Genomic DNA, 23,579 nt, shown 5'->3' with positions numbered 1-23,579 from the left:
GGCTTCAACGCATTCCTTGCACGATACAAGCAGGGTCTTCCAGTTGAAAAGGCTGCAGTAGCTCATCTAAAATAACTGAGAGCACAAATGCATTAAAGAGGTCGATTCCTTACGGAGTCGACCTCTTCTTATTACCTATTGCCTATCTCTGTTACTTGAGCTTCCAAGCAAGATCAGAAAGGAACAACTGCTGCTTCATGGAAGCAACGGTGACATCCTTATGGATATGTACAAACTCAATACCCATGATCTCGCACCAATCTTCAAGCATCTCTGCAGTGGCATCATAACTCAGCACTGCATGGTGGGCACCGCCGGCAAGCATCCAAAGATGTGCTGCCTGGTATAAATCGGGTTCGGGTTTCCACATGACTCTTGCAACAGGAAGGTTCGGCATCTTGTAGATAGGTTTCACCACCTCGATCTCGTTCACTATCAGTCGCAGGCGTCCTCCCATGTCAATCAGGGAAGCAAGGATTGCCCTTCCTGGATGGCCTTCAAAAACAAGACGGGCTGGAGGTTCCTTCCCCCCGATACCCAGTTCATGAACCTCGATTCTTGCTTTCTCTTTAGTAATGGTAGGACAGATCTCGAGCATATGTGCCCCAAGAGAAAGCTCATTGCCTTTCTCCATATGGTAGGTATAATCTTCCATGAAGGTAGTACCACCTTCCATACCTTCGGTCATTCTCTTTACCAAGCTGGTCATGGCAGAAACTTTCCAGTCCCCTTCACCACCATAGCCGTATCCTTCAGCCATCAGATCCTGACTCGCAAGACCAGGCAACTGTCGCATTGCCTGCAGGTCCTCAAATGTATTTGAGAAAGCAGAGATTCCTTCCCGCTCGAAGAAATGTCGCATGGCAACCTCTTCCCGAGCCTGGTAACGAACGGTTTCCATATCCTTGGTGGAAAACTCATACTTCTCTTCATATGCATCCATCTGGGCTTCCACCTCAGCATCAGTGACCGCTTCGATCTCCTTGATCAAGTCACCTACACCCCAGGTATTCACCTGCCAGCCAAGCTGCATTTGCACCCCGACCTTATCACCTTCAGTGACTGCAACATTCCTCATATTGTCACCGAATCGCATAACCTTCAGCTTTCTGCTCTCTATTGCACCAATTGCTGAGCGCATCCAGGAACCAAGCTTTTTCTGGACAGCATCATCTTCCCAGAACCCAGTGATGATCTTTCGACCCATACGCATCCTTGCAGCAATGAACCCATGTTCTCGGTCCCCATGTGCAGACTGATTCAGATTCATGAAATCCATATCAATTTCCGTATCGGGTATCATGCGGTTGAACTGGGTATGGAGATGGCAATATGGCTTCTGCAACAGGGAAAAACCATTGATCCACATCTTTGATGGGGAAAATGTGTGCATCCAGGTGATGATTCCTGCACAGGTATCATCATAATTTGCGTCCTTGATGCATTGCTCAATTTCTTCAGGAGTCTTGAGTGTCGCTTTATATACAACCTTGCAAGGCAGCTTGCCAGAGGCATTCAATCCCTCTACCATCTGCTGTGCGTGACTTGCTACTTCATTGAGTGTCTCTGGTCCATAGAGGAACTGTGATCCTACCAAAAACCAGAACTCATACATATCAATTGATTTTCTTTGCATGGTTGCCCCCTTAAGCTCATTGCATAAGAACGATATAAACGATGCGTTAACGTAAACGCAAATGTAATTCTATTGTTATCTCTGAATGCGATTCTGTCAAGTAACAATCAGAAAAACCTGTAATATCGCTGAATGAATGGAAATATGTCGGACCGTTTCTATTCACCTATAAGATGATATGCTATACTGTATCTGCGTTATCGTTAACCAATTATATTCTGACAAACATATTGATGAGCAGGGGACTTATGACTATATCCGAGATTGCCAAACTAGCGAACGTTTCAATAGGGACTGTTGACCGGGTACTCCATAAAAGAGGAAGGGTTGCTCCCAAGACTGTCGAGAAAGTGATGAGCATCATCGATGAGCATGGATACCAACCAAACACCTATGCAAGGAACCTTAAGCTGAGCAAGCAATTTACCATTGGTGTGCTACTTCCACTTCTCCACAGCGAATACGGTTATTGGAATCTGATGTACGAAGGAATCCTGAAAGCAGCAAAGGAACTGTCCCCCCTTGCTGTAACTATTGATATGCTTGAATTTGACAGGACAAAGGAAGGATCCCTATTGGCACAGGGCAGGCGAATCCTAGAAAAGCCAATTGATGCACTACTGTTGGCCCCTGTCGTCCCAGCAGAGGCAGAAGCCTTGCTTGCTGACCACCCTACCCTTGATTACGCATTCGTTGACAGCCCACTGCCTGATTCAACACCAGTGTGTAGTGTTATCCAGAACCCTTACCAAGGCGGATACGTTGCAGGCAGGATGATGCATCTACTGCAGCCTAATGGAGGCACACTGCTTGCAGTACAGACCCATCGTGCTGCATATAACTCGGCTGAACGTGTACGAGGCTTTCTCAGCTACTTTGCAGATAAACCCGGTTATACAACATATGATATGGAAATTCATTTTGGAGGAGAGGATCCACTAGGAGAACTTGACACGTTTTACAGAAACCACCCTGACATGAGTGGTATCTTTGTTGTCAATGATGCAATTCACAGAGTAGCGGAACTCGTGGTACAGCTTGGTAGGAAAAGTCAAACCATCATGGTCGGATACGATGCTATTGCACAAAACTGCAAGGCCATGAAAAACAAGCATGTCGATTGTCTGCTCTCCCAGCGCCCAGAGTATCAGGGGTATACGGCAATCTACCAGTTGTATCGAAAGGGGTTGCTGAACCAGCTCCCTGAAACCACAATATGTGTTCCGATTGACATAATTCTCCCAGAGAATGTAATGATGGAACAAGAAACCTGTCTTAAGCCATAAACCTCGTTCATCTATTCATTTATAGTGGCATAGATTCTTTGTGTACCATACTATTCCACTTCTGGATATTGATCAGTAAACTCCATTGAGGGTAAGAGCTGAAATTTTCTGGAAGTCATTACTCTTCACACAACCTATGCTTCTTCGCTTTTCTTCTCTTCCCGTTTGGTTATCTCTTCTTCCAACACCTTGATTTGTTTCTCCAGCTTCTCTTTTGCAGTCTTGGTAGCTCCCTCGAGTTTCTTGGTTGCTTTTTCCAGCTGTTGTTTCAAATCTTCTATGGATTGTGCCTCATCTGCCTTATCGAAGGCTACCTTCTCAGCAGCAATTGTCTCTTTGGTCGGTTTCTCCTTCTTGGCTACAACCTTTGGGAGGTATAAGCTGTCCCTCTCCATCTCTCTTCTATCATTCAAGGCAGGAGATGCAATCTCTATCTCACGTTCACAGAAAACATCCAGCACCGTCTTATGAAGCTCGCTGAGCTTGCTCAACCTCTCTCCTGACTCTTTAAGGAGTCCATACAACCGATAGGATATAGCATGGTCAAGGAAGGCTTCAATGAATACAAATCCATCAGTAAGTCCACATTTCTTCGAAGCTTCCAATAGGGCTTCCTCCACCTCTACCCTACTTACTGTATACCCGATGGAAACTGCGAGGTTGATGAAGGTACCATCCCTTCTCGTTACATGCACAGATTGTTGGACCAGATAGAGATTGGGAAGACTTACCACATCACGGTTGATCAATTGGATTTCAGTATGGAAAATCGCTAAGTCGGTGACGCGACCCACCAATGTCCCAACTTCGATAAAATCACCACCGCGGAATTCACCCGTAACACGGAGCATGAGCCCAGCCATGGCATTGCTTACCAGGGTTGTCGAGGAAAGTGCTATGATTGCACTGAGCAATATGCCCAAGACGCTGAGTATCTGGTTCTTCACCTCATTGTGGATGGGGAGAAATGCGATTGACATGAAAAGCCCGACAAGAACAATTAAGAACACCAAGAACTGGCGTTGGTATGGCCAACGTTTTGAACTTTCCACGGTCTTCCTGAATAGAAAATGAATTACTACCACCAGGATAATGGTACCGAAAACTGCAATAATCGTGCTGGTGTAAGAACCTAAAACGTCCATAGCAACCTCCTCGTGGTTATCCCTTGTTGGATTCAACGGAAAGCAATGTCTTTATGATCTCCTGGTCACTTGGTGCAAAATCATACGATGGCAAATCTTGCAAGGCAACCCAGCGAAACTCACTATGAACCAATAGATCAAGGTGGCTTATGGGCGGAGCAGAAACCAAGTAAGCCTTCAGATGATACAGGGTATCCTTGTTGATGAAATCATGTGAGTGAACAAGAGGCCCCACTGAGACTGATAAACCAAGTTCCTCCTGGAATTCTCGTATAAGTGTCTCCTCTTCAGTTTCCGTATAGCGGTTCTTTCCACCAGGAAACTCCCAAAGCCCCCCAATAGAGCCTTTTTCCTCTCTTTTTGCAACAAGATATTTTCCATCTTGTACCAAGATTCCCGCTGTCGTTACTCGCTCCTGCATAAAACCCCTCCTACAGCAAAACCAACTGAGGTACCAAAAAATGGACTATTGCTACCACAACAGTCAAGAATCCTACATTTCGTTTATTCTGTTCCATATAGCGCCCCGTTGCATCCAACACCGAGTCTTCATCATTACGATTGCCATCTTCCAATCCCCTTATAGACCTGAATACATAATAGAGCATAAGGGAGAAGATATTGAGCATGGGAACAAAATCCCCAAGAAATACCGGACCTGGATCCATGGGAAAGAAACCAAGACCGAGCGTGATCACCATACCCAGAACAATGAGCAATCTTCTCAGTACCCTCTTGGTTCTGAACGCATAACGCATTGACAACAACAACGCAAAGGAAAGCCCATAACTGTCAGCCAGCAAGATTCCTGCCCCAAACAGCAGGTAGGCTATGGCTAGTACATAGAGCTGCATCACCGTTCAGCCTCCTGGGTAGCCCTTCCTACAAAGGAGATGAGTGTTTCACTGTCATAATATCCATACTGGGCTGCTGCAAGGCTTCCTGCTCGCTGATGGATCAAGGTACCTTCAAGCGCTACCTGAGTGCAATCACGAAGTTTTGGAAGCAAAGCAACAAGAATGCCTGCAAGGACATCCCCGCTTCCAGCAACTCCCAAGGATGGGTTGTTCCCCTCCACTACCACGGTTTGTTTTCCAGGAGAAGCCACATATACCAACTGACTTTTCACTACAAGCGTGGCATCAAGGTGATTGGCAGTACGCTCCAGGATATGGAAGAATGAAGAGGGAGTATCATCCTTGGCCACATCGTGTGCATCATCAGGAAAGAGCGCCGACACAAGCGTCCTGAACTCCCCTAGATGTGGGGTAAGTATCATGGGGCCATGGGAAGGTAGCTTTCCCTGCTTTAATAATGATGCATAAGCGCTGATCCCGTCAGCATCAAGGACCATGGGTAATTCTGAGGCAAGAAGTCTCTCCAGCAGGGCTTCCCTTCCCTCTCCCCACCCTGGTCCGGCTAGAATTGCATCATATTTCTCCAGGTTCTGTGTTTCATACACCTGAACCATGACGGAAGCTGATTCAGAAACAGCCACCGGGTACACTTCCTCGTCACAAAACAAGGTTACCAACCCTGCCCTTGAGGAAAAGGCAGTACGGGCTGATAGACGAGCAGCTCCAGTGTACTGTTTGCTACCTCCAAAAATCGCTATATGGCCTCTCGTGGACTTGTACTCATTCAGAGCAAGTGATGGCAGCGTTGCACTCACACGCTCGCACAGCAGTGCAGTCGCTTTACACTGATCGAGGAGAAATGGAGGGAAGGAAGGATTCACCAAGAGAATACGTCCACAGGAAGCCCGATTGGCAGGGTGGTACATTGCCACCTTCTCCTTGCCCATCGTTACCGTCATGTCTGCGTGTATATGGACAGAGGAGACAGGAACATCATCCCCTACAGCACTGGGAATATCGATGGCCAATCGTTTTGCAGGACTCTTGTTCGCTTGTAAAACCAGGGTCTGCAGAGATTTCTTCAACGGTCCTTTCAGGCCCGTGCCTACCAATCCATCCACAATCCAGGAAGCATTTTCAAATAATGCATGACGATCAGAATCATTTGCAGCATCCCAGTCAAACTGAGGGATCATATAGGCTTCGGCAATACTACGTTGAACCTCACAAGATGGTGAGATATGTGCCCCGGAATAAACCAATAGCATGTTATGAAAACCATCATTGTAGGCATAACGGGCAACTACCAATGCATCACCACCATTATTGCCCCCACCACAGAGAAAAACCAGACGGTCAGTTGTCTCAATCTGTGATTTCCACTTCTGGTAAATCTGCAACCCTGCACTCTCCATCAAACAGAGAGCGGGTATTTTTGCCTGGCTTTGGGCCTTTGCATCAATGTCAGAAACCTCACTGGAGGGAACAAGTCTTTTCATAATTCTCACTGTACATGAGCGGACGACAGCGGTCAACAGAACGTATATTGACAGTTTCTCCTCATCCCGTTAGGCTAAGGATGTCCTGGGGTGGCCTCTTGGCCTGAGATTACACCCGTTAACCTGATCTGGATCATACCAGCGGAGGGAGACAGTCATATCTTACAAAATCAATCCCCATGGCAGACTAAATTATATGGAGGTGCTTATGAAAAAGCATCAGTTCGTCTGTGTATTGGTTGCCATCCTTTCACTTCTTACCCCGATTGCTGCACAAGGTGTTCAGGAACAACAGGAACTCGTGGTCTATGCCTATGATTCCTTCAGTGGAGACTGGGGTCCTGGCCCTGTCTTGGTCGATATGTTCGAGCAAGAGACCGGTATCAAGGTAAACTTGGTAAGCTCAGGTGATGGCATGGAGATGATGAACAAACTCATCTCAGAGGCTAATAACCCATGGGCAGATGTCGTGGTTGGAATCAGTGACGATATGGCCTCTAAAATCTATGAGGCAGGGTTATTGGAACCGTACAAGAGTGAGGTACTTGCTGACATTCCTGAATTCTTGCATTTTGATCCCACCTATCAGCTGATCCCATTCGACTACGGGAACTTTGCATTTGTAGTGGATACGGAGGCCATGGACAGTGATATGGTGCCGACCACTCTAGCCAGTCTGACTGATCCAATCTACAAGGATAAAGTTATCCTGATCGATCCCAGGACCAGCTCCGTTGGCCTTGGCTTGTTGTTATGGACAATCGAGGTCTTTGGAGAAGAGGGATACCTTACCTGGTGGGAGACTATGAAAGAACAGGCTCTTACCATCACCGATGGATGGTCCAGCGCCTATGGTCTGTTCACTGAGGGAGAAGCTCCCCTGGTTCTCAGTTATACCACCAGTCCTGTGTACCATGTCACTTACGAGGATACCACCCGCTACCAGGTAGCAATCTTCGAGGAAGGGCATAGTACAACCATCGAAGGAGTTGGCTTGCTTGCTTCCAGCAAGAAAAAGGATGAGGCCAGGCAGTTCATTGACTTTATCCTGACCAAGGGACAATTGACCATTGCCATGGCAAATTCAATGTACCCGGTCAACAGCAAGACGGAACTCCCTGATGCCTTCGATTACGCCCCAAAACCGGAAAAGAACCTCTCCATGGATAGCAAAACTCTTGCAAAAAACCTGGATAGGTGGCTTACTGAATGGACACAGGTAATGAGTAAATGAGAGAAAATAACAGCATTCAGTACAAACGATTCTATCGTACCATGCCCATTCCATCGATGGTTGTCTTGCTGATGCTGTTTTTTGTCCCTCTGTTTTTCACGCTCTCCTCAGCATTCATTACTGAGGAGGGCTTCTCATTCTCCCGACTTGTCAGTGTTTTCAGTGACCCATATACACAAAAGATCATGGGATTCACGCTGTTGCAGGCAACGCTCTCTACCCTTGCCTCGCTTGCAGTAGCTCTACCTGGTGCGTACTTGATCGCTACATACTCCTTCAAGGGCAAGCGTATGATACTGGCACTGAGTGCCATACCCTTTGTTATCCCCTCCATCCTGGTTGTACTCGGTTTCGTTATCTTTTTCGGTAATAATGGGTTTCTCAATCGTGCACTGATGAGTCTCTTCCAACTTGAGGAACCACCTCTGAAAATCCTCTACTCCTTCCCTGCAATCATCCTTGCACACACCTTTTACAACTTTCCGATCATCATGAGCCTTGTATCCTCGTATTGGGAACATATGGATGAGAATTGTGAGGCAGCAAGCTGGACCTTGGGAGCAAACAAGGTACGAACGTTCTTTTCCATTACACTTCCCAGACTCATACCTGCCATTGTCTCTTCTGCAAGCCTGGTTTTCTTGTTCTGTTTCAATAGTTTTGCCATTATCCTGGTGCTCGGGGGAGGACCCCAGTTCACGACCATGGAAGTGGAAATCTACCGGCAAGCAAGGATGATGGGGAATCCTGCCGCTGCAAGTGCCCTTTCTTTGTTCTCCATACTCATAACCAGCCTCTTATTGCTCTGGTATAATGCTACCCAGAAGAGATTGGCACAAAGTGAAACCTACCGCACTTCCCATCGAACACTGGAGAAAAAACCAGCAACTGTGGTGGGAAGAATACTCGCATTCTTGTACACCATCATCTCCTTCCTGTTTATTTTGGGTCCTATCGTATCGGTCGTGGTGCGTTCTTTCATGGCAGCACCATCTCGTTCAGCCCAGGAAGTATTCAGCCTGAAGTGGTATCGCCAGTTGCTCAGCTTGGAAAGTGCAACAGGCCATATGGGATCTGCCTTAGGGGCATTGACGAACAGCTTGCTTATCGCACTGGTTGTTGCTGCTACCACGGTCCCGCTTGCTCTTACCCTCTCAGTCGCCATCAGGAGAAAGAAACACACCTCTTCTTTCTTGGAGTTGGCAGGGATGCTCCCCATGACCGTCAGTTCCGTTATTATTGGTCTAGGATACTACTTGATCGCAAGCCGACTTAGGGGAGGGCTTGCATTGAGTTATACCCTGGTTGTATTGGCCCACCTGGTCATTGCCATTCCCTTTGTCCTGAGAACCATCCTTCCTGAGTACCGTAAGATTCCCTTAACCTACATGCACAGTTCATTGACCCTTGGTGCTGGCCCTCTAAGGACATTCCTTGCCATTGAACTCCCTTTACTGAAGGGGGCTATGTTCACAGGGGCAATTTTTGCGTTTGCCCTCAGCATGGGAGAGTTCAATGCTACCCTGACATTGGCAAACAGTTCGATCATTACACTCCCAGTGGTGATGTATCGACTCATCGGGAGTTACAATTTCCAAGGTGCTTGTGCTCTGGGAACCATCTTGATTGCAGTCAGTGTACTGGTATTTATTGTAAGTGAATTTGCGAAAGGGGGTACATATGGCCGCTGAAGGTCTGAATTGTGCATTGAAGGCATCCTATAAGGATTTTTCTTTGAATGTGTCATTTTCTGTCCAGGCAGGAGAACTGGCATGTATCATAGGTCCTTCAGGGTGTGGAAAGAGCACATCCCTCCAATTGATCGCTGGATTACTTCCCCTGCACTCAGGGTCGTTGCTCCTGAATGGAAAAGACCTATCCCAAACACCGGTCCATGAACGCCAGATCGCCATGGTATTCCAGGACTATGCCCTTTTCCCCCATATGAACGTTGAACAGAATATTGCTTATCCCTTGAAGTTGCGTAAACTGCCAAAAGTTAAACGAAAGGAGCGTATCGGCCGATTGCTCTCATTGGTTGCCCTGGAAGGGTACCAGAAGAGGCGAAGCCAGGAGCTCAGTGGCGGAGAGCGGCAACGGGTTGCCTTGGCACGAGCGCTTGCATCACAGCCCCAATTGCTGCTTCTGGATGAACCACTCTCTGCGCTCGATGCTAAGTTGCGTAAGCATCTCCGTGAAGAGATACGAAGGATTAATGATGAGGCGGGGATCACCACCATCTATGTAACCCATGACCAGGAGGAAGCACTCTCCATCGCCGACCGCATCATAGTGATGCATGAGGGGAAGGTAATGCAGGAAGGGCCAGGAGAGGCAATCTACTCCAATCCTGCCAATCTTTTTGTAGCAACCTTCATGGGAGAGGGGAATACCCTCCCCTATAGTGTGATTCCCAAGACACTTGTCAAGATTGGTTCATTTGAACCATTTGTATTCAAACCCCAGGAAGGACAGCACACTATTTTCTTTAGACCGGAGGCCGTTTTGGTCCAGGACGATGCAACACTTCCTCTGGCTGAATACCTTCCTCATCTCAAATTCAAGAATGCAGAGCTGGTCAGCTGTGAATTCCAAGGAGACCACTACAGGCTTACTTGCAGTTGGGAAGGACATACAATTGTTGCCCATGCGTCTCATCGCCCTATCGCAGACCATGTAACGCTGGGAGTAAGGATCAAGGCCATAAGGGAGTATCTTGATGGTACGCTTATGACAAAATCAAAACTTACCATGGCTAGGGAATAGTCATATCCTAGGATTTCTGTATACTAAAGAATATGAAAGGTAAACGACTGTATCTAATCGTTCTTCTATTTCTTATTACAACTTCCCTGTCTGCTGATAGTGAAAGACAGTATTATGCTGCGTCTTCCTCTCTCTCCTACTATCTGGGAATTCCCCACTTCGAAGATGAGATACCTGCCCGTTCTTCAATGGCTCTTACCACAACTGTGGGCTTCCTTGGATACCAAGGAAATAACTGGGAAACAGTGCTTCAGGCACACATCTACTCTGTCTCGAACTCCCTCCCCTTTGGCAACTACCGTGCACGTGGTTTCAACTCACTTGGACTGAGTATTCTCGGAAGCTGGTCAGTCAGTGATAGATACTCGCTTTTCATCCAAGGCGGGAGTGAAGTTAACTTCTATAAGCAGATCGAAGAAGTCTTTGCTTCTTTCTCATTCAAACTTGGCCCCCAATTCCTCATCGCAGAGGGAACAGACCACCAAATATTCCTCACAGCACCTCTTTCTGTGCATCTTAGAAAGGAGATTACGGCACTGCAAGCAGGAATTGGGGTGCGCTACCTAGTATTCCCTTTTAAACGAGGTGATACATGAGACGAGTACTCCTTCTGCTATCCATCCTACTACTCCTCATGGCCTCCTGTGAGTTGTATTACGAGGAGCCCGTACAGAGGGGAACCGTACGTATTGTCTCAATAGGAATAACCTATGAGAATGAACCAGAGGAAGTAGCATATCCTGAGGATGAAGAGAAGGATCAGCTTGGTGATCTTCCAGGGACTGTCTTTGATGCGAGGGAACTTTCAAAGGCACTCAGTCAACAGGCTCAAAGAGCTGGCTGGGATAGTGCAGATATTGAGGTAACCCTGCTCCTTCAGGAAGGGACCGACCATACCCAAGATACCTTCGATGACCCAGAGTATGCCTCCAGAGATCGTCTGGAGAAAACGCTTAACGAAATTAAGGATTCTGCCACAGTAGATGATCTTACTATAATTACCTACAGTGGACATGGCATTGAAGAGACAGGGGAACTCCTGATGGCCCATACCCAGACCACTGGAACAGTGGATATATCAGAAGACTCTCCTATTGTGGTTACCCCTACTTGGTTACACGATCTTATCAGACCTATCGAAGGGAAGAAACTCCTCATTGTCGATAGCTGTTATAGCGGCGTCTTTGTCCCTGAGTCCCCCTCAAGCTTGAGTTGGTTGTATGACAAAGGCATTGATGATTGGTATGGCAAATACTTCTCTGATGAAGAATATGAGATACCTTCATTTATGGTTCTTACGGCCAGTGCTGATTCTGATTCGTATGAAATCAAATTCGATGATCATAATCATGGAGTGTTTACCTCAGCACTGCTTGCAGCACTGGGATGGAACCATACTACAGAAGAAATCGCAAACGGTGTTCCACCTGCAGCACAAAATGAGATGCTTACTATTGATTCAATCTATAAATACATCAAGAAAAACCAGACATACCCTGTACGCTGGTCGTTGTTTTCCATTGGAGAGAATGTGCAACACCCCATGATAACCGGTGGGGCGATGGATATGCTACTATTCCGCTATTGAAGCAAAGGAACAAATTATTGAACTCTAGATATATGAAACTCCATCTTCTGATCCTTCTGTCCCTTTCACTTTTTTGGGGTTGTGAATTGATGAGCGATCCTCCTGAAGAAGGAAAAACCCATCACCTTGCAATAGCACTTAGTTATGATGGGACAAATATCAGGGAAGAGGATTATCTTGACGGCACACTTCCTGATGCAATAGAACTGGAGAAAGCATTTGATGCTTTGTTTGCAGGAAAGGAGCATACATCCACCCTTATGCTCCAAGATGGTAGTGATTCCCTTTCTGATCCTTTGCTTCCTACAAAAACCCATGTAATTGAGAGAATCGAGTCTTTATCAGATGCAATGGACGTGCAAGATATTCTCATCATCAGCTACAGTGGTCATGGAATGGAAGATGGTTCGCTGGTATTGTATCCTCCACGTGATGATGGGTCCATCTTCTCCACATCAGGTTCTATGTACACAGATGTACTCCTGACCGTTGCAGAACTCTATGATGCTCTTGATTCCGCTAAAGGGAGTGTTCTCTTACTATTGGATAGCTGTTATAGCGGAAACTTTGTGCAGAAGAGTGAAACATCCTACTCCCTCATAGAGAGAAACGCGTACTTACAGGAAATATATGACCAGTACTTTACTGAAGGATCATATACCCGCCCTGTATTTGTACTGGCAGCTACCACCTATGATAATACGGCAGGGGAAACGTCATCACATGGCTATTTCACACAAGCGTTGCTTGAAGGAATGGGATGGGATGAAGAAAACCAAGAGTTACGAGATGTTGGCCAAACCATCTCGGCGGATTACCTCTATCAATATGTGTACTACCACCAGGGTATTAAGCTAAACGGGGTAAATTCTTGGGAATACCAGCACCCCACCATTACTGGGGGGCCACTGGATCTGATTCTTCGCTAACTGGTAAATTTGCCTGTCTTTACATCCTGGATCTCATCACGGATGACTGCCGCACGTTCAAACTCCAGATTCTTTGCTGCTTCAAGCATCTCTTTCTCAAGTGCCTTGATATAATTCTTTCTATCAGTCGCACTGAGCAGGTTGTAACCACCCTTGAGAAGCTCGAGATCATGTTTCTGGATCTCTTTTTGTTCATGCTGCTCGCGTTCGAGCATGTCATGAATCGCCTTGATAATGGTAGTAGGAGTAATATTATGCTCCTCGTTGTATGCCATCTGGATAGCGCGACGACGGTTGGTTTCACTGATGGCTTCTTCCATCGCAGGACTCATACGGTCTGCATACATGATAACCCGGCCCTCAGCATTACGTGCAGCACGCCCAATGGTCTGTATCAAGGAAGTGGCTGAACGAAGGAACCCGATTTTGTCTGCATCAAGAATGGCGATAAGGGCAACTTCGGGAAGGTCCAAGCCTTCTCTGAGCAGGTTGATTCCTACCAACACATCATACACTCCAAGGCGAAGATCCCTGAGAATCTCGACTCGTTCGATGGTCTCTATCTCGGAGTGGAGATAGCGTACCTTCAAACCGAGGGATGCAAAATAATCCGTCAAATCCTCACTCATCTTCTTGGTCAGTGTAGTAACCAGTACTCGCTGTTTCTTCTTGATAACTGCGCGAATCTCTCCGTATAGGTTCTCCATCTGTCCTTCGGTGGGTCTCACATCGATTTCTGGGTCAAGCAAGCCTGTAGGCCTGATGATCTGTTCAACCACCCGTGTACTCTCATCCACTTCCTTCTGGTTGGGCGTAGCTGAGACATAAACCCGTTGCTTCACTACCTGCTCAAACTCAGAAGCTTTCAAGGGGCGGTTGTCCAATGCAGAAGGAAGCCTGAATCCAAAGTTCACCAGATTCAATTTCCGTGAACGATCCCCCTCATACATTGCCCCTACCTGGGGAAGGGTAACATGAGACTCATCGATGAAAGTGATAAAGTCAGGGGGGAAGTAATCAAGCAACACCGCCGGGCGTTCCCCCGCCTTACGGTCAGAGAGAGGGCGTGAATAGTTCTCGATTCCTGAACAGTATCCTATCTCTTCAAGCATCTCCAAATCATATTCTACCCTGGTCTTGATTCGTTCAGCCTCCAATGGTTTACCCATGGAAGTAAAAAACTCCACTTGGTCTTCCATTTCACTTCGGATTCTTGATATGGCTGCCTTTACCTGCTCCTGGGGCATTACAAACTGTTTTGCAGGGTAAAGAGTGTAGCTGTCCACAATTTCCTGCTTCTCTCCACTGACGGGATCGAACCACTGAATGGAAGCAATCTCATCCCAGTCGATGGATATCCTTACAGCATTTTCCAGATAGGATGGGCATATCTCAATCACATCCCCACGAACACGGAATGAACCTCTCTGAAGAATGGCATCATTTCGTTCATACTGCATGCGTACCAACTGATCGAGCACCTCACGATGGTTGAAAGCTTCCCCGGTATGGAACGTATGTACCATATCTCGAACTGATACAGGATTTGCCAAACCATAAATACAGGAAACAGTTGATACTACAATAACGTCACGACGCTCCATAAGCGAAAACGTGGCGGAGAGCCGAAGCCGGTCAATCTCACTGTTGATCGAAGCATCTTTCTCAATGTATAAGTCTTTTCCCGGAACATACGCTTCAGGCTGGTAGTAGTCGTATGTTGAGACGAAATACTCTACGGCATTATCTGGGAAGAATGATTTGAATTCCCTGAAAAGCTGCGCTGCCAAAGTTTTATTATGGGAGAGCACCAAGGTAGGTTTCTGTACTTGCTCAATGATCTTCGCCATCGTATAGGTCTTACCACTACCGGTTACTCCCTTGAGGGTCTGGCAGCGATCCCCATCAAGCAGGCCCTGACTCAATGCCTTGATCGCTTCGCCCTGGTCTCCCGCTGGTTCATAGGATGAGGCTACCTTGAATGGTTTGCTTTGGAAGGAAACCTGTCCATGGATATTGTAGACAGCTTCACCACCCCAACTTTCATCAACATAAATCGTATCTTTCATCTTATCGTACCAATGCGCTCACATGCTGCGCTGTTCGTTCAATCAGCCCAACTTCCATCTTCTTTACATTCCCGTCACGATTGATCGTAATAGAGACCTTCTCCCCACTTCTCATGGGAAGCAGAGCAAGATAGAGGTCGTTGAGGTCACTGATCGTCTCACCATTGATAGCGGTGATGACATCACCCCCAAGATTGATAACCGAGGAGCCGTACTGCACCTTCCGGCTTCCACCTTTTATCCCTGCCTTTTCAGCAAGTCCCCCACTGGTGACTTCGCTTACCAGGACGCCCTTCTCAACAGAAAGCTTCGCATAGGTTGCAAGCTGAGGGGTCAGCTGTACTGCCGAAAGGTCGAGCCAACCCCTGCTGATCTTTCCTTGCTTGATCAAATCTGGAATGACTGCTATTGCTGTATCAACAGGAATGGCAAAATTCAACCCCTGGGAGCTTCCAGAAGTAGTGAATATCGCTGAGTTGATCCCGATTACCTCACCCCGTGTATTGAGCAACGGTCCTCCACTATTTCCTGGATGTATTGCAGCATCGGTCTGGATTGCATTCATGATTACCTTGCCTTCATTGGTTCTCACCGGTCGATTCAATCCACTTACCACACCGACACTCATTGTACGGTCATACCCAAACGGGTTTCCGATTGCAATTACCCGCTGCCCTATCTGCAAATCTTCACTGGTTCCCAAGGTGGCGGGATAGAGCATTACATCCTTTGCAGAAACCAGCTTGATCACTGCCAGGTCATCCTCACTATCAACACCAACCAAGGTTGCAGCGTAGGATTGGTTGTTATAAAGCCCCACCTGTATGCTTGAGCTTTTCTCAACCACATGGGCATTGGTAAGAATGTAGCCATCCTTGGAAAGGATAATCCCACTACCGGTTCCTTGAGCAGGGAGTACGTCCATGAAGGCACTTACCGCTGCCTCTCCGACTGTGGTGATATGTACAACACTCTTGTTCACATTTTCATACACACCCATCTGTTGTCTCTCAGCAGCGCTGTAATAGAGTGATTGGTTCTCTTCAAATACTATCAACCCATCTTCCCCTGAGAGGATGTCGGCAACTTGCACTCCAGAGAGAGCAAGCACACCTTCAGGGCCTTGCTCTTCAGCAATGGTTTGCAGCACCTTGGAGAGTTCCTTTCTTTGCTTATCTTCTGAAATACTTTCCGTCCAACGGAACAGCAATAAGCCGATGAATACACATAGCGTGCCCCCCAAAATGAGGAGCAGAGTGCGTATGATTCTGTTTCGGGTATTCTTCAGCATGGAGATAGTGTACTTCCAAAGAAGCTACTAAGGCAACCTAAAGGCTGGCAAGCAAGGAGCGTATCTCCTCAGTCCTTGGCGGGTCACATCCTCTTCTTGAGCAGGTGATAGCACTGGATGCTGTAGCCCAAAGTAAAGCGTCCTTGATCATATCAAGTGAGAGTTTCTCAAGTTGTGGAATCTCACCATCCTTGCCGAAACAATTCCTTTCATAGAGATAGGAGAGAAGGCCTCCACTGAAGGTATCTCCTGCACCAACCGTATCAATAACCGGTAGGTCGATAATCTCCATGGAAACTGACTCCCCTTCAGGGGTGTACCAGATGCTCCCTTGTTTACCAAGGGTAAGGATGATATGAGCCTGTTTCTCCTTGGCAAGGGACTGTGCCATTTTCTTGGCGTCCTTTCCTTCATAAAGCAGAAGAAGATCCTCATCACTGATCTTGACCAAAGATGCCAAGTCCATTGCCTCTTCAATCCTTGATCTAAATACATGCATATCAGGTATGACTGCTGGTCTTACATTGGGATCGAGGAAAATCACGGGCTTTGGTTCGTATGATTGCAATGCCGAAATTATCACCTCTGAGAGTGGTTCAAGAGCCAAGGCCACTGACCCTATGTGAACCACTTTCAGATCAGTATGCTCTTGGAGAGCAGAGAGCAACTCTGCTTTGGTCATACTGGCTACAGCGGTCCCCTCTGTGTAGAAGGTATAGTTTGCCTTACCTTCTGCATCAAGACTTGCCATGGCAAGCAGTGATGGTTGTGGTGCAGCACAGAGACTGGGATCGAACAAAACCTCACTCTCGATAAGATGGTTGAGCATCCGCTGTCCAAAGATATCTCCAGAGATTTTTCCAACATATGCGACAGGCGAATCTTGCCTGGAGGTAGCAACAGCGGTATTCAATGCGCATCCTCCCACCACAGAGTCATACGGGACAGATGGACCAAGTGTTCCCTTGGCGATAAAGTCGATCAACGCTTCTCCAATAACTCCAATCATGATTCACTCCTATAAATACTTCTTTCTCTCTTGCCCAACAACCCCTGCATGAACCTGTACATATGCCTTGGCTGGACTCATGGAAATTTTGGGTAACAGTACTTCCTCGACCTGGAAAAATCCTACATCACTACTCATGGCAATATCGATAAGGATAGGAACTGAGTCGCCTTTGGTGATCGTTACCTTCTCAATAGAGTTGGAGGAATATTTATGAATATCACCAACCTTTGCATGGCTCATGATACTCATGGGGATTCTGGCCCTACCCTTCTCCATGTCACAGCCATCAGCAACCAAAAGCATACCTGCTTCCAGTGAGTGGACCTTTCTGTTGGCCATATGACCGAGAATCCCTTCACTGGCAACCGAGATAATGGCAATCTTACGGGACAACTGGTCACCCAGGAGCTGCGTAAGAATGCGGTCCATGATAGGGCGTGCAATCACCAAGCCCGTTAATTCATGATCACTTCTACCAACACTCATGCCAAGGTCATGCACGAATGAGGCAAGCAACAAGGAGAGCACGCTATCTTCGTAGCTTCCGCTATCCTCTTGCTCCAAGGATGTCTTGATGCCTGCTTCCTTGAGCAATGCAAGCATCCTTACCCCGTTTATCGCAACTTGGCGCATATGCACCGGCCCATGATCATTATAATTCAATCGCTTGATCGACACACTGTTGGCATACTCTTGCAATGCCTCAATCTCAGGATCCTGTATCAGGAGGGATGCCAAACGATAGCTGTCGGTACCTTCCTCCAACTGTGACAGTAAATATTTTTCCAATGCGAATTCTTTTGGTGACTTCATATGATATAAGGTACAACAACTTCTTCGCAACATAAAGTGGTTATGGATAAAATGACACAACTCTCATATACTGCACATATGAGAAAGATTACGATGCGCGATTTTAGATGGATGGGAAAACCCCAATCATGGGAGAAGGATTACCGGTCGGTTTCCCTTACGGTTGAGCCACAGATGCAATTGCCTGAAGGGCCTCTCTTGCTTGCAGTCACTGATGATGATTTCTCTTGTAATATGACGCTCTCAAGCGATGGAAATGGTGTCTTTTCCGGTGTTTGTTTCTATCACCTGGATACCGATTTCATTGGGGTTGGAATGAGCGCTGAATCCCTGGAAGTCCATGTGGTGATCGGTGGCTACCGAAACTACTGTAGAATTCCGCACATTGCAGACAATACTCCTGTGACCTGGAGAATGAATCGCAGAGGTTCCCAACTCTCAATCGGATATAGCAGACAAGGTGAAAGCCCAGTAAACTGGGTAGGAACCTTCACTCTTCCTGGAGTTGAGAGGTCGATAAGCTTCGGTCCCTATTTTGCCAATGAGGGAAATGAAGAAGCCAAGGCATCCATGAGTGCATTGGATTATAGGAAAGAGACCTGACAGCCTCTCGCACAACACTAGTGGTTGTGCTACTATGTGCTATCTTCAGAGAAGCCCCTTTGAAAGGGTATAAGGAAGGACAATAATGGACGAGCATAACGAAGTGGAGACAAAAGAGAAGACTCCTCTGAATTTTTTGGAACGCATTATCGAGGATGACCTGGCATCTGGCCGGGTTCCCAATAATACCATTGTAACCAGATTCCCCCCTGAACCCAATGGATACCTGCATATCGGACATATCAAGTCCATCTGCATCAATTTCGGACTTGCTGAAAAATACCAAGGTCGCTGCCACCTCCGTTTTGACGACACCAATCCTGAGAAGGAAGATATGGAGTATATCAACTCCATCAAGCGCGACATCAAATGGCTGGGCTATGAATGGGGCGAGTATGAGTACCATGCCTCTGACTATTATCAGCAGCTGTATGAGATAGCAATTGAGTTGATCAAACAAGGAAAAGCCTATGTGGACAGCCTCACTGCTGAGCAAATGAAAGAGTACCGGGGAACTTTGAAGGAACCTGGGAAAAACAGTCCAGACCGGGAGAGAAGCATAGAGGAGAACCTAAGGCTATTCCTTGAGATGCGTGAAGGCAAGCACCCGGAAGGCAAGTATATCCTTCGTGCCAAGATCGATATGTCCAGTCCTAATTTGAACATGCGGGACCCGGCTCTTTATCGTATCAAGTTTGCCTCACATCCAAGAACCGGGGACAAGTGGTGCATCTACCCCATGTATGATTTCACTCATCCCATCAGTGATGCGATTGAAGGCATCACCCACTCAATCTGTACCCTGGAGTTTGAGGACCATCGTCCTGCCTATGATTGGGCAACAAGTATCGATGGTATTGAGCATACACCTCACCAGTATGAATTTGCCCGCTTGAACATCAATTATTTCGTGATGAGCAAGAGAAGGCTCCTTAACTTGGTCAAGCTTGGAATCGTGGATGGATGGGATGATCCACGAATGCCTACCATCAGTGGTATCAGGAGACGAGGGTACTCCCCTGAATCAATGAAGGATTTTATCAGCCGTGTAGGCGTTGCAAAGGTTGAAGGCGTCGTTGACTACTCCTTGCTGGAGTTCTGTGTTCGTGAAGACCTGAACAAGCGTGCCGACCGATTAATGGTCGTCCTGGATCCTTTGAAACTGGTCATCGACAACTACCCCGAAGACAAGGTTGAGTACTTTGAGGCTATCGACAACCCTGAAGACCCGAACAGCAAGACCCATCAGATTCCATTCTCACGTGAGCTGTACATCGAACGGGAAGATTTCATGGAGGACCCACCAAAGAAGTATCACAGACTCTATCCCGGTAATGAGGTGAGACTTAAGTACGCTTACTATGTGACCGCTCACTCGGTGGTAAAGGATGATGATGGCAACATTGTGGAAGTGCATTGCACCTATGACCCAGAATCCAGAGGAGGATCCACCCCTGATGGAAGAAAGGTCAAGGGAACAAGTCACTGGGTCAGTGCTTCTGAAGGGGTTACCATAGAGGCGCGCCTCTATGACAAGCTGTTCCTCACTGAGTATCCAGGAAAAGAGACAGGCAACTATCTTGATGACCTGAATCCCGATTCCTTGCAGATTGTCAGCAATGCAAAGGCAGAGCCTCAGATCAAGCAAGCAAAGGAAGGGGATTACTTGCAGTTTATCCGTAACGGCTACTTCTGCCTTGACAGCAAGGCCAGCAGTCAAGACCATCTCGTTTTCAATAGAACGGTAACGCTCAAGGACTCTTGGGCTAAGTTGAAAAAGAAGATGGGTATGTGATCTATATGAGGGGTCCTGTGACCCCTCATCACCTTCCCAGGAGGGATGTATGAATTACTTCTTCGACCAGCATTTTCATGTGATGAATATTGTACATCCAAACTTGCTGTCTTTCTTTTCTTCGCTTGAAGGAGGTATTGGGGACTTGGTGACCAGTGGAACCCTCTCCCCAAGCTATATCCTAACCAACAAGAATCGCAAAAGCGCCGCACTGCTTAACCGTATCACCAATACATTGACCACTTTTGAACAGACCATCGGGGAGACCTTGGTCATGATGGAGGATGACCTCATGGGAAAATTTCCCAGTCATGACGAGGAAGCGCTTCGACCTGAAGCGCCCTATATTCGTGATGGAAAGATGCACATGCGTTCTCGCACATATGACAAGATGGCGATGTGCCCGCTCTTGATGGATTTCTCCAGCAACAAGATCAGAAACGACTCACTCTACTACCCTGCTCCCAACGAAGAAAAAATCCTGGATTATGTGAAGGATACGTTGGAAGGGTTTGAGTATTACAGGACAACCCATCCCGATGGATTGTTCGAGTTCTTCCCTTTTCTGGGTATCAACCCCCAGGTCCATACCATGGACTTCATAGAGAAACTGCTGGACACCTATATTCATAAGGAAAATGACAAGAAGCAATTCTATGGGGTCAAGTTCTACCCTCCATTGGGCTATGACCCATGGCCTACCGACCCAGAACAACGTGATAAAGTCATCATGATCTATGAGTTCTGCTCCAAGCATGACATTCCGATCATGACCCACTGTGACGATCAGGGGTTCAGAGGAGTACCAGCGAAGGAAGCCTGGAAATATACTGCACCATCTTCCTATAAACCGGTGCTTGCTCGCTACCCTATGCTCAGGATTGACTTTGCACACTATGGTTGGCAGTACAACCAACTGCAGAAGAATCCCTTGTCTCTTATATCTGGATTGACAAGCAGGGTACCTGATTCTCCTTGGTTCTATGATCTTGTTGACCTTATGCAGCTCTATCCAAATGTGTATGCAGATGTCTCATTCAGCGGGAGCAACCCTGATTTCTACCTATTACTCTCTAATTATTTGAAATCGCTTGAGGAAGAGCAACGGCAGACCATACTCTCTAGAAGTTTGTTTGGTACTGATTTTTCAGTCAATCTCGTAAAAGTCGAATCATACACTTCTTACTATCGAATCTTTGAAGAATCACCTTTCACTGATGACGAGATTCATCAGATGGTTCACAGCAATCCCCTCAAGTTCATGCATCTGGACAACAATTGACACCAAAATACGAAAAAGCAGGCCTCAACAGCCTGCTCTTTCTTTGATTACATGAATCATTAATAGTTCTTTGCAACAATCTCGAAATAAGCCTGGGGATGGTTACAAACCGGGCAGATGCCAGGAGCCTTTTTGCCGATGACAATATGACCACAGTTGGAACACTTCCACATCTGGTCTCCGTCACGACTGAATACCAAGCCACCTTCAACATTCTTCAAGAGGTCAAGATAGCGCTGTTCATGGTGCTTCTCGATGGCAGCAACCATTTCAAACAAGGTAGCAATCTTGTTGAAGCCTTCTTCACGAGCTTCCTTTGCAAAGTTTGCATACATGTCGGTCCACTCATAGTGTTCTCCGGCAGCTGCATCTTTCAGGTTGGTTGTGGTGGTAGGGATCTCACCAGATTCCTGCAAAAGCTTGAACCAGATTTTTGCATGTTCTTTCTCATTGAAAGCAGTCTCTTCGAAGAGATTAGCAATCTGCACATACCCTTCTTTCTTAGCCTTGGAGGCATAATAGGTATACTTGTTTCGAGCCATGGACTCGCCAGCAAAAGCCTCTTGCAAGTTTTTCTCTGTTTTTGATCCTTTCAATTCCATTCCTTGCTCCTTTCAGTAACTGCTATTGAGCAGCACGCATATTTTTTTTACATTCGGGACAGATCCCGTTGAAAACTATTTCATATGATTCAAGCGTATATCCGTTGGTGTCAACATTTCGTTCAGACAGATTGATATCCTCGAAAAGCTCTATATCATCCACTCGCTTACAATGAATGCATTGTATGTGGTAATGGTTTCCCAAGGTACGATCAAAATGGTCAGGACCGCCGAGAACCCTGACGCGTTTCACCTTTCCTTCCTCAACAAGTGAGTTCAGATTTCGATACACTGTGGCTCTACTAATCGAAGGATGTTTCTCAACAATACGCTCGTAGATTTGTTCAGCATTTGGATGGTTGGTAGCGTTGGTAACCGCTTCCCACACCAATCCCTTTTGTATTGTTTGTCGCTTGTCTTTCATGGGTTTTTCCTAAATGATATTGAATCTCAATAGTTATCTTACTCGATGAAATGTACCCTGTCAACATGATACGTTATAAAGGAAATAATCTTTATAGCAATCAGCATAGAACCCCCAAAAAGGGGGCTCTATACATATATGATAACTGTTTAGCGAATCATTCAGACATGAACGGATCGTCTTCGTGCTCGCCTCTTGTCTTGGTCTGGCGGAAGGAATCAAAACCATACGGTTTTGGACCGGATTTCCGTTGTCTACGTTCATCGCTTCCACCATCTCTTCCTCTTCTGTCACTGGAGAACGATGGACGGCCACCTGGGCGTCTGTCGTCCCTGTCACGGAAGGAGGGACGGTCACCACCTGGGCGTCTGTCATCTCTATCGCGGAAAGAGGGACGGTCACCACCTGGGCGTCTGTCATCCCTATCACGGAAAGAGGGACGGTCACCACCTGGTCGTCTGTCATCCCTATCGCGGAAAGAGGGACGGTCACCACCTGGGCGTCTGTCATCCCTGTCACGGAACGAAGGACGGTCACCACCTGGGCGTCGGTCATCTCTATCGCGGAAGGAGGGACGGCCACCACCTGGGCGTCTGTCATCCCTATCGCGGAAGGAGGGACGGTCGCCACCGCGTCGGTCGTCTCTATCGCGGAAGGAGGGACGGTCACCACCTCGGCGTCGGTCGTCTCTATCGAGGAAGGAGGGACGGTCACCACCCTGTCTCTCATACACATCCTCGCGCCCACG

General features: G+C 47.0%; 22 protein-coding genes and 1 riboswitch. Of the genes, 10 read left to right on the top strand and 12 right to left on the bottom strand.

The window, feature by feature from the left end; all coding sequences use genetic code 11:
• Positions 1 to 151 precede the first annotated feature (151 nt).
• Positions 152 to 1,636 carry an L-arabinose isomerase gene (araA, locus tag JF818_RS03895; protein ID WP_198890671.1) on the bottom strand — a complete coding sequence of 495 codons (1,485 nt, stop codon included), beginning with the start codon at positions 1,634 to 1,636 and terminating at the stop codon, positions 152 to 154.
• A 248-nt stretch (positions 1,637 to 1,884) separates the two neighbouring features.
• On the opposite strand from araA, the gene JF818_RS03890 reads away from it, so the two are divergent.
• Positions 1,885 to 2,922, top strand: coding sequence for a LacI family DNA-binding transcriptional regulator (locus JF818_RS03890; RefSeq protein ID WP_198890670.1), 1,038 nt, complete (start codon positions 1,885 to 1,887; stop codon positions 2,920 to 2,922).
• A 134-nt stretch (positions 2,923 to 3,056) separates the two neighbouring features.
• On the opposite strand, the gene JF818_RS03885 is transcribed toward JF818_RS03890, so the two are convergent.
• Genes JF818_RS03885 through JF818_RS03870 form a run of 4 tightly spaced genes read right to left on the bottom strand, consistent with a single transcriptional unit; the run spans position 3,057 to position 6,423 of the window.
• Positions 3,057 to 4,067: a mechanosensitive ion channel family protein gene (locus tag JF818_RS03885; RefSeq protein WP_198890669.1), complete on the bottom strand. Its 1,011-nt coding sequence runs from the start codon at positions 4,065 to 4,067 to the stop codon at positions 3,057 to 3,059.
• Positions 4,068 to 4,083: 16 nt separating this feature from the next.
• Positions 4,084 to 4,488, bottom strand: a complete 405-nt coding sequence (locus JF818_RS03880) for a (deoxy)nucleoside triphosphate pyrophosphohydrolase (protein ID WP_198890668.1) — start codon at positions 4,486 to 4,488, stop codon at positions 4,084 to 4,086.
• A gap of 10 nt (positions 4,489 to 4,498) precedes the next feature.
• On the bottom strand, positions 4,499 to 4,921 hold the full coding sequence (locus tag JF818_RS03875; RefSeq protein ID WP_233065934.1) for a hypothetical protein: 423 nt from the start codon (positions 4,919 to 4,921) through the stop codon (positions 4,499 to 4,501).
• Positions 4,921 to 6,423: an NAD(P)H-hydrate dehydratase gene (locus JF818_RS03870; RefSeq protein ID WP_198890666.1), complete on the bottom strand. Its 1,503-nt coding sequence runs from the start codon at positions 6,421 to 6,423 to the stop codon at positions 4,921 to 4,923. The genes JF818_RS03875 and JF818_RS03870 overlap by 1 nt, the downstream gene beginning before the upstream one ends.
• Before the next feature lie 76 nt (positions 6,424 to 6,499).
• Positions 6,500 to 6,589: riboswitch (TPP riboswitch) on the top strand.
• A 42-nt stretch (positions 6,590 to 6,631) separates the two neighbouring features.
• On the opposite strand from JF818_RS03870, the gene JF818_RS03865 reads away from it, so the two are divergent.
• The 6 genes from JF818_RS03865 to JF818_RS03840 are packed head-to-tail and all read left to right on the top strand — an operon-like array spanning position 6,632 to position 12,940.
• Entirely contained in the window at positions 6,632 to 7,657 is a 1,026-nt protein-coding gene (locus JF818_RS03865) for a thiamine ABC transporter substrate binding subunit (RefSeq protein ID WP_198890665.1), read from the top strand.
• Positions 7,654 to 9,348 (top strand): iron ABC transporter permease, encoded by a 1,695-nt coding sequence (locus JF818_RS03860; protein WP_198890664.1) that lies wholly within the window; start codon positions 7,654 to 7,656, stop codon positions 9,346 to 9,348. Before JF818_RS03865 ends, JF818_RS03860 begins: the two co-directional genes overlap by 4 nt.
• Positions 9,338 to 10,423, top strand: coding sequence for an ABC transporter ATP-binding protein (locus tag JF818_RS03855; protein ID WP_198890663.1), 1,086 nt, complete (start codon positions 9,338 to 9,340; stop codon positions 10,421 to 10,423). The genes JF818_RS03860 and JF818_RS03855 overlap by 11 nt, the downstream gene beginning before the upstream one ends.
• 32 nt (positions 10,424 to 10,455) lie before the next feature.
• Positions 10,456 to 11,019 carry a hypothetical protein gene (locus tag JF818_RS03850; RefSeq protein WP_198890662.1) on the top strand — a complete coding sequence of 188 codons (564 nt, stop codon included), beginning with the start codon at positions 10,456 to 10,458 and terminating at the stop codon, positions 11,017 to 11,019.
• Positions 11,016 to 12,011 carry a caspase family protein gene (locus tag JF818_RS03845; RefSeq protein WP_198890661.1) on the top strand — a complete coding sequence of 332 codons (996 nt, stop codon included), beginning with the start codon at positions 11,016 to 11,018 and terminating at the stop codon, positions 12,009 to 12,011. The genes JF818_RS03850 and JF818_RS03845 overlap by 4 nt, the downstream gene beginning before the upstream one ends.
• A 32-nt stretch (positions 12,012 to 12,043) precedes the next feature.
• Entirely contained in the window at positions 12,044 to 12,940 is an 897-nt protein-coding gene (locus tag JF818_RS03840) for a caspase family protein (RefSeq protein ID WP_198890660.1), read from the top strand.
• Here JF818_RS03840 and uvrB read toward each other — a convergent pair.
• Genes uvrB through JF818_RS03820 form a run of 4 tightly spaced genes read right to left on the bottom strand, consistent with a single transcriptional unit; the run spans position 12,937 to position 18,125 of the window.
• The gene (gene uvrB / locus JF818_RS03835) at positions 12,937 to 15,009 is read right to left on the bottom strand and encodes an excinuclease ABC subunit UvrB (protein WP_198890659.1); all 2,073 of its coding nucleotides are present in this window, start codon (positions 15,007 to 15,009) and stop codon (positions 12,937 to 12,939) included. The two genes, JF818_RS03840 and uvrB, sit on opposite strands and share 4 nt — an antisense overlap.
• Position 15,010: 1 nt before the next feature.
• Entirely contained in the window at positions 15,011 to 16,300 is a 1,290-nt protein-coding gene (locus JF818_RS03830) for a S1C family serine protease (protein ID WP_198890658.1), read from the bottom strand.
• 37 nt (positions 16,301 to 16,337) lie between these two features.
• Positions 16,338 to 17,309 carry a carbohydrate kinase gene (locus JF818_RS03825; protein ID WP_198890657.1) on the bottom strand — a complete coding sequence of 324 codons (972 nt, stop codon included), beginning with the start codon at positions 17,307 to 17,309 and terminating at the stop codon, positions 16,338 to 16,340.
• A 9-nt stretch (positions 17,310 to 17,318) separates the two neighbouring features.
• Positions 17,319 to 18,125, bottom strand: a complete 807-nt coding sequence (locus JF818_RS03820) for a phosphohydrolase (RefSeq protein WP_198890656.1) — start codon at positions 18,123 to 18,125, stop codon at positions 17,319 to 17,321.
• Between the two features lie 78 nt (positions 18,126 to 18,203).
• Here JF818_RS03820 and JF818_RS03815 point away from each other — a divergent pair, with 78 nt between their 5' ends.
• The 3 genes from JF818_RS03815 (at position 18,204) to JF818_RS03805 (ending at position 21,805) form a co-directional block, all read left to right on the top strand.
• On the top strand, positions 18,204 to 18,728 hold the full coding sequence (locus tag JF818_RS03815) for a hypothetical protein (RefSeq protein ID WP_198890655.1): 525 nt from the start codon (positions 18,204 to 18,206) through the stop codon (positions 18,726 to 18,728).
• Between the two features lie 85 nt (positions 18,729 to 18,813).
• Positions 18,814 to 20,523 (top strand): glutamine--tRNA ligase/YqeY domain fusion protein, encoded by a 1,710-nt coding sequence (locus JF818_RS03810; RefSeq protein ID WP_198890654.1) that lies wholly within the window; start codon positions 18,814 to 18,816, stop codon positions 20,521 to 20,523.
• 49 nt (positions 20,524 to 20,572) lie between these two features.
• Positions 20,573 to 21,805 carry an amidohydrolase family protein gene (locus JF818_RS03805; RefSeq protein WP_198890653.1) on the top strand — a complete coding sequence of 411 codons (1,233 nt, stop codon included), beginning with the start codon at positions 20,573 to 20,575 and terminating at the stop codon, positions 21,803 to 21,805.
• 59 nt (positions 21,806 to 21,864) lie between these two features.
• On the opposite strand, the gene rbr is transcribed toward JF818_RS03805, so the two are convergent.
• The 3 genes from rbr to JF818_RS03790 all read right to left on the bottom strand — a co-directional run.
• Positions 21,865 to 22,407 carry a rubrerythrin gene (gene rbr / locus JF818_RS03800; RefSeq protein ID WP_198890652.1) on the bottom strand — a complete coding sequence of 181 codons (543 nt, stop codon included), beginning with the start codon at positions 22,405 to 22,407 and terminating at the stop codon, positions 21,865 to 21,867.
• A gap of 22 nt (positions 22,408 to 22,429) precedes the next feature.
• Positions 22,430 to 22,831: a Fur family transcriptional regulator gene (locus JF818_RS03795; protein WP_198890651.1), complete on the bottom strand. Its 402-nt coding sequence runs from the start codon at positions 22,829 to 22,831 to the stop codon at positions 22,430 to 22,432.
• Between the two features lie 157 nt (positions 22,832 to 22,988).
• A partial coding sequence (locus JF818_RS03790; protein WP_370570300.1) for a hypothetical protein occupies positions 22,989 to 23,579 on the bottom strand: 591 nt, incomplete at its 5' end.

It is taken from the genome of Sphaerochaeta sp. S2 (assembly GCF_016406725.1).
GTDB lineage: Bacteria > Spirochaetota > Spirochaetia > Sphaerochaetales > Sphaerochaetaceae > Sphaerochaeta.
Note: the sequence above shows the minus strand (reverse complement) of the source record. Positions and strands in the feature narration are given on the sequence as shown.

Coding starts and splice junctions, on each gene's coding strand:
- JF818_RS03860 (WP_198890664.1), top strand. CDS start 7,654: ATGAGAGAAAATAACAGCATTCAGTACAAACGATTCTATCGTACCATG.
- JF818_RS03840 (WP_198890660.1), top strand. CDS start 12,044: ATGAAACTCCATCTTCTGATCCTTCTGTCCCTTTCACTTTTTTGGGGT.
- JF818_RS03870 (WP_198890666.1), bottom strand. CDS start 6,423: ATGAAAAGACTTGTTCCCTCCAGTGAGGTTTCTGACATTGATGCAAAG.
- rbr (WP_198890652.1), bottom strand. CDS start 22,407: ATGGAATTGAAAGGATCAAAAACAGAGAAAAACTTGCAAGAGGCTTTT.
- JF818_RS03850 (WP_198890662.1), top strand. CDS start 10,456: ATGAAAGGTAAACGACTGTATCTAATCGTTCTTCTATTTCTTATTACA.
- JF818_RS03805 (WP_198890653.1), top strand. CDS start 20,573: ATGAATTACTTCTTCGACCAGCATTTTCATGTGATGAATATTGTACAT.
- JF818_RS03880 (WP_198890668.1), bottom strand. CDS start 4,488: ATGCAGGAGCGAGTAACGACAGCGGGAATCTTGGTACAAGATGGAAAA.
- JF818_RS03820 (WP_198890656.1), bottom strand. CDS start 18,125: ATGAAGTCACCAAAAGAATTCGCATTGGAAAAATATTTACTGTCACAG.
- uvrB (WP_198890659.1), bottom strand. CDS start 15,009: ATGAAAGATACGATTTATGTTGATGAAAGTTGGGGTGGTGAAGCTGTC.
- JF818_RS03810 (WP_198890654.1), top strand. CDS start 18,814: ATGGACGAGCATAACGAAGTGGAGACAAAAGAGAAGACTCCTCTGAAT.
- JF818_RS03865 (WP_198890665.1), top strand. CDS start 6,632: ATGAAAAAGCATCAGTTCGTCTGTGTATTGGTTGCCATCCTTTCACTT.
- araA (WP_198890671.1), bottom strand. CDS start 1,636: ATGCAAAGAAAATCAATTGATATGTATGAGTTCTGGTTTTTGGTAGGA.
- JF818_RS03825 (WP_198890657.1), bottom strand. CDS start 17,309: ATGATTGGAGTTATTGGAGAAGCGTTGATCGACTTTATCGCCAAGGGA.
- JF818_RS03815 (WP_198890655.1), top strand. CDS start 18,204: ATGAGAAAGATTACGATGCGCGATTTTAGATGGATGGGAAAACCCCAA.
- JF818_RS03875 (WP_233065934.1), bottom strand. CDS start 4,921: ATGCAGCTCTATGTACTAGCCATAGCCTACCTGCTGTTTGGGGCAGGA.
- JF818_RS03855 (WP_198890663.1), top strand. CDS start 9,338: ATGGCCGCTGAAGGTCTGAATTGTGCATTGAAGGCATCCTATAAGGAT.
- JF818_RS03830 (WP_198890658.1), bottom strand. CDS start 16,300: ATGCTGAAGAATACCCGAAACAGAATCATACGCACTCTGCTCCTCATT.
- JF818_RS03845 (WP_198890661.1), top strand. CDS start 11,016: ATGAGACGAGTACTCCTTCTGCTATCCATCCTACTACTCCTCATGGCC.
- JF818_RS03890 (WP_198890670.1), top strand. CDS start 1,885: ATGACTATATCCGAGATTGCCAAACTAGCGAACGTTTCAATAGGGACT.
- JF818_RS03885 (WP_198890669.1), bottom strand. CDS start 4,067: ATGGACGTTTTAGGTTCTTACACCAGCACGATTATTGCAGTTTTCGGT.
- JF818_RS03795 (WP_198890651.1), bottom strand. CDS start 22,831: ATGAAAGACAAGCGACAAACAATACAAAAGGGATTGGTGTGGGAAGCG.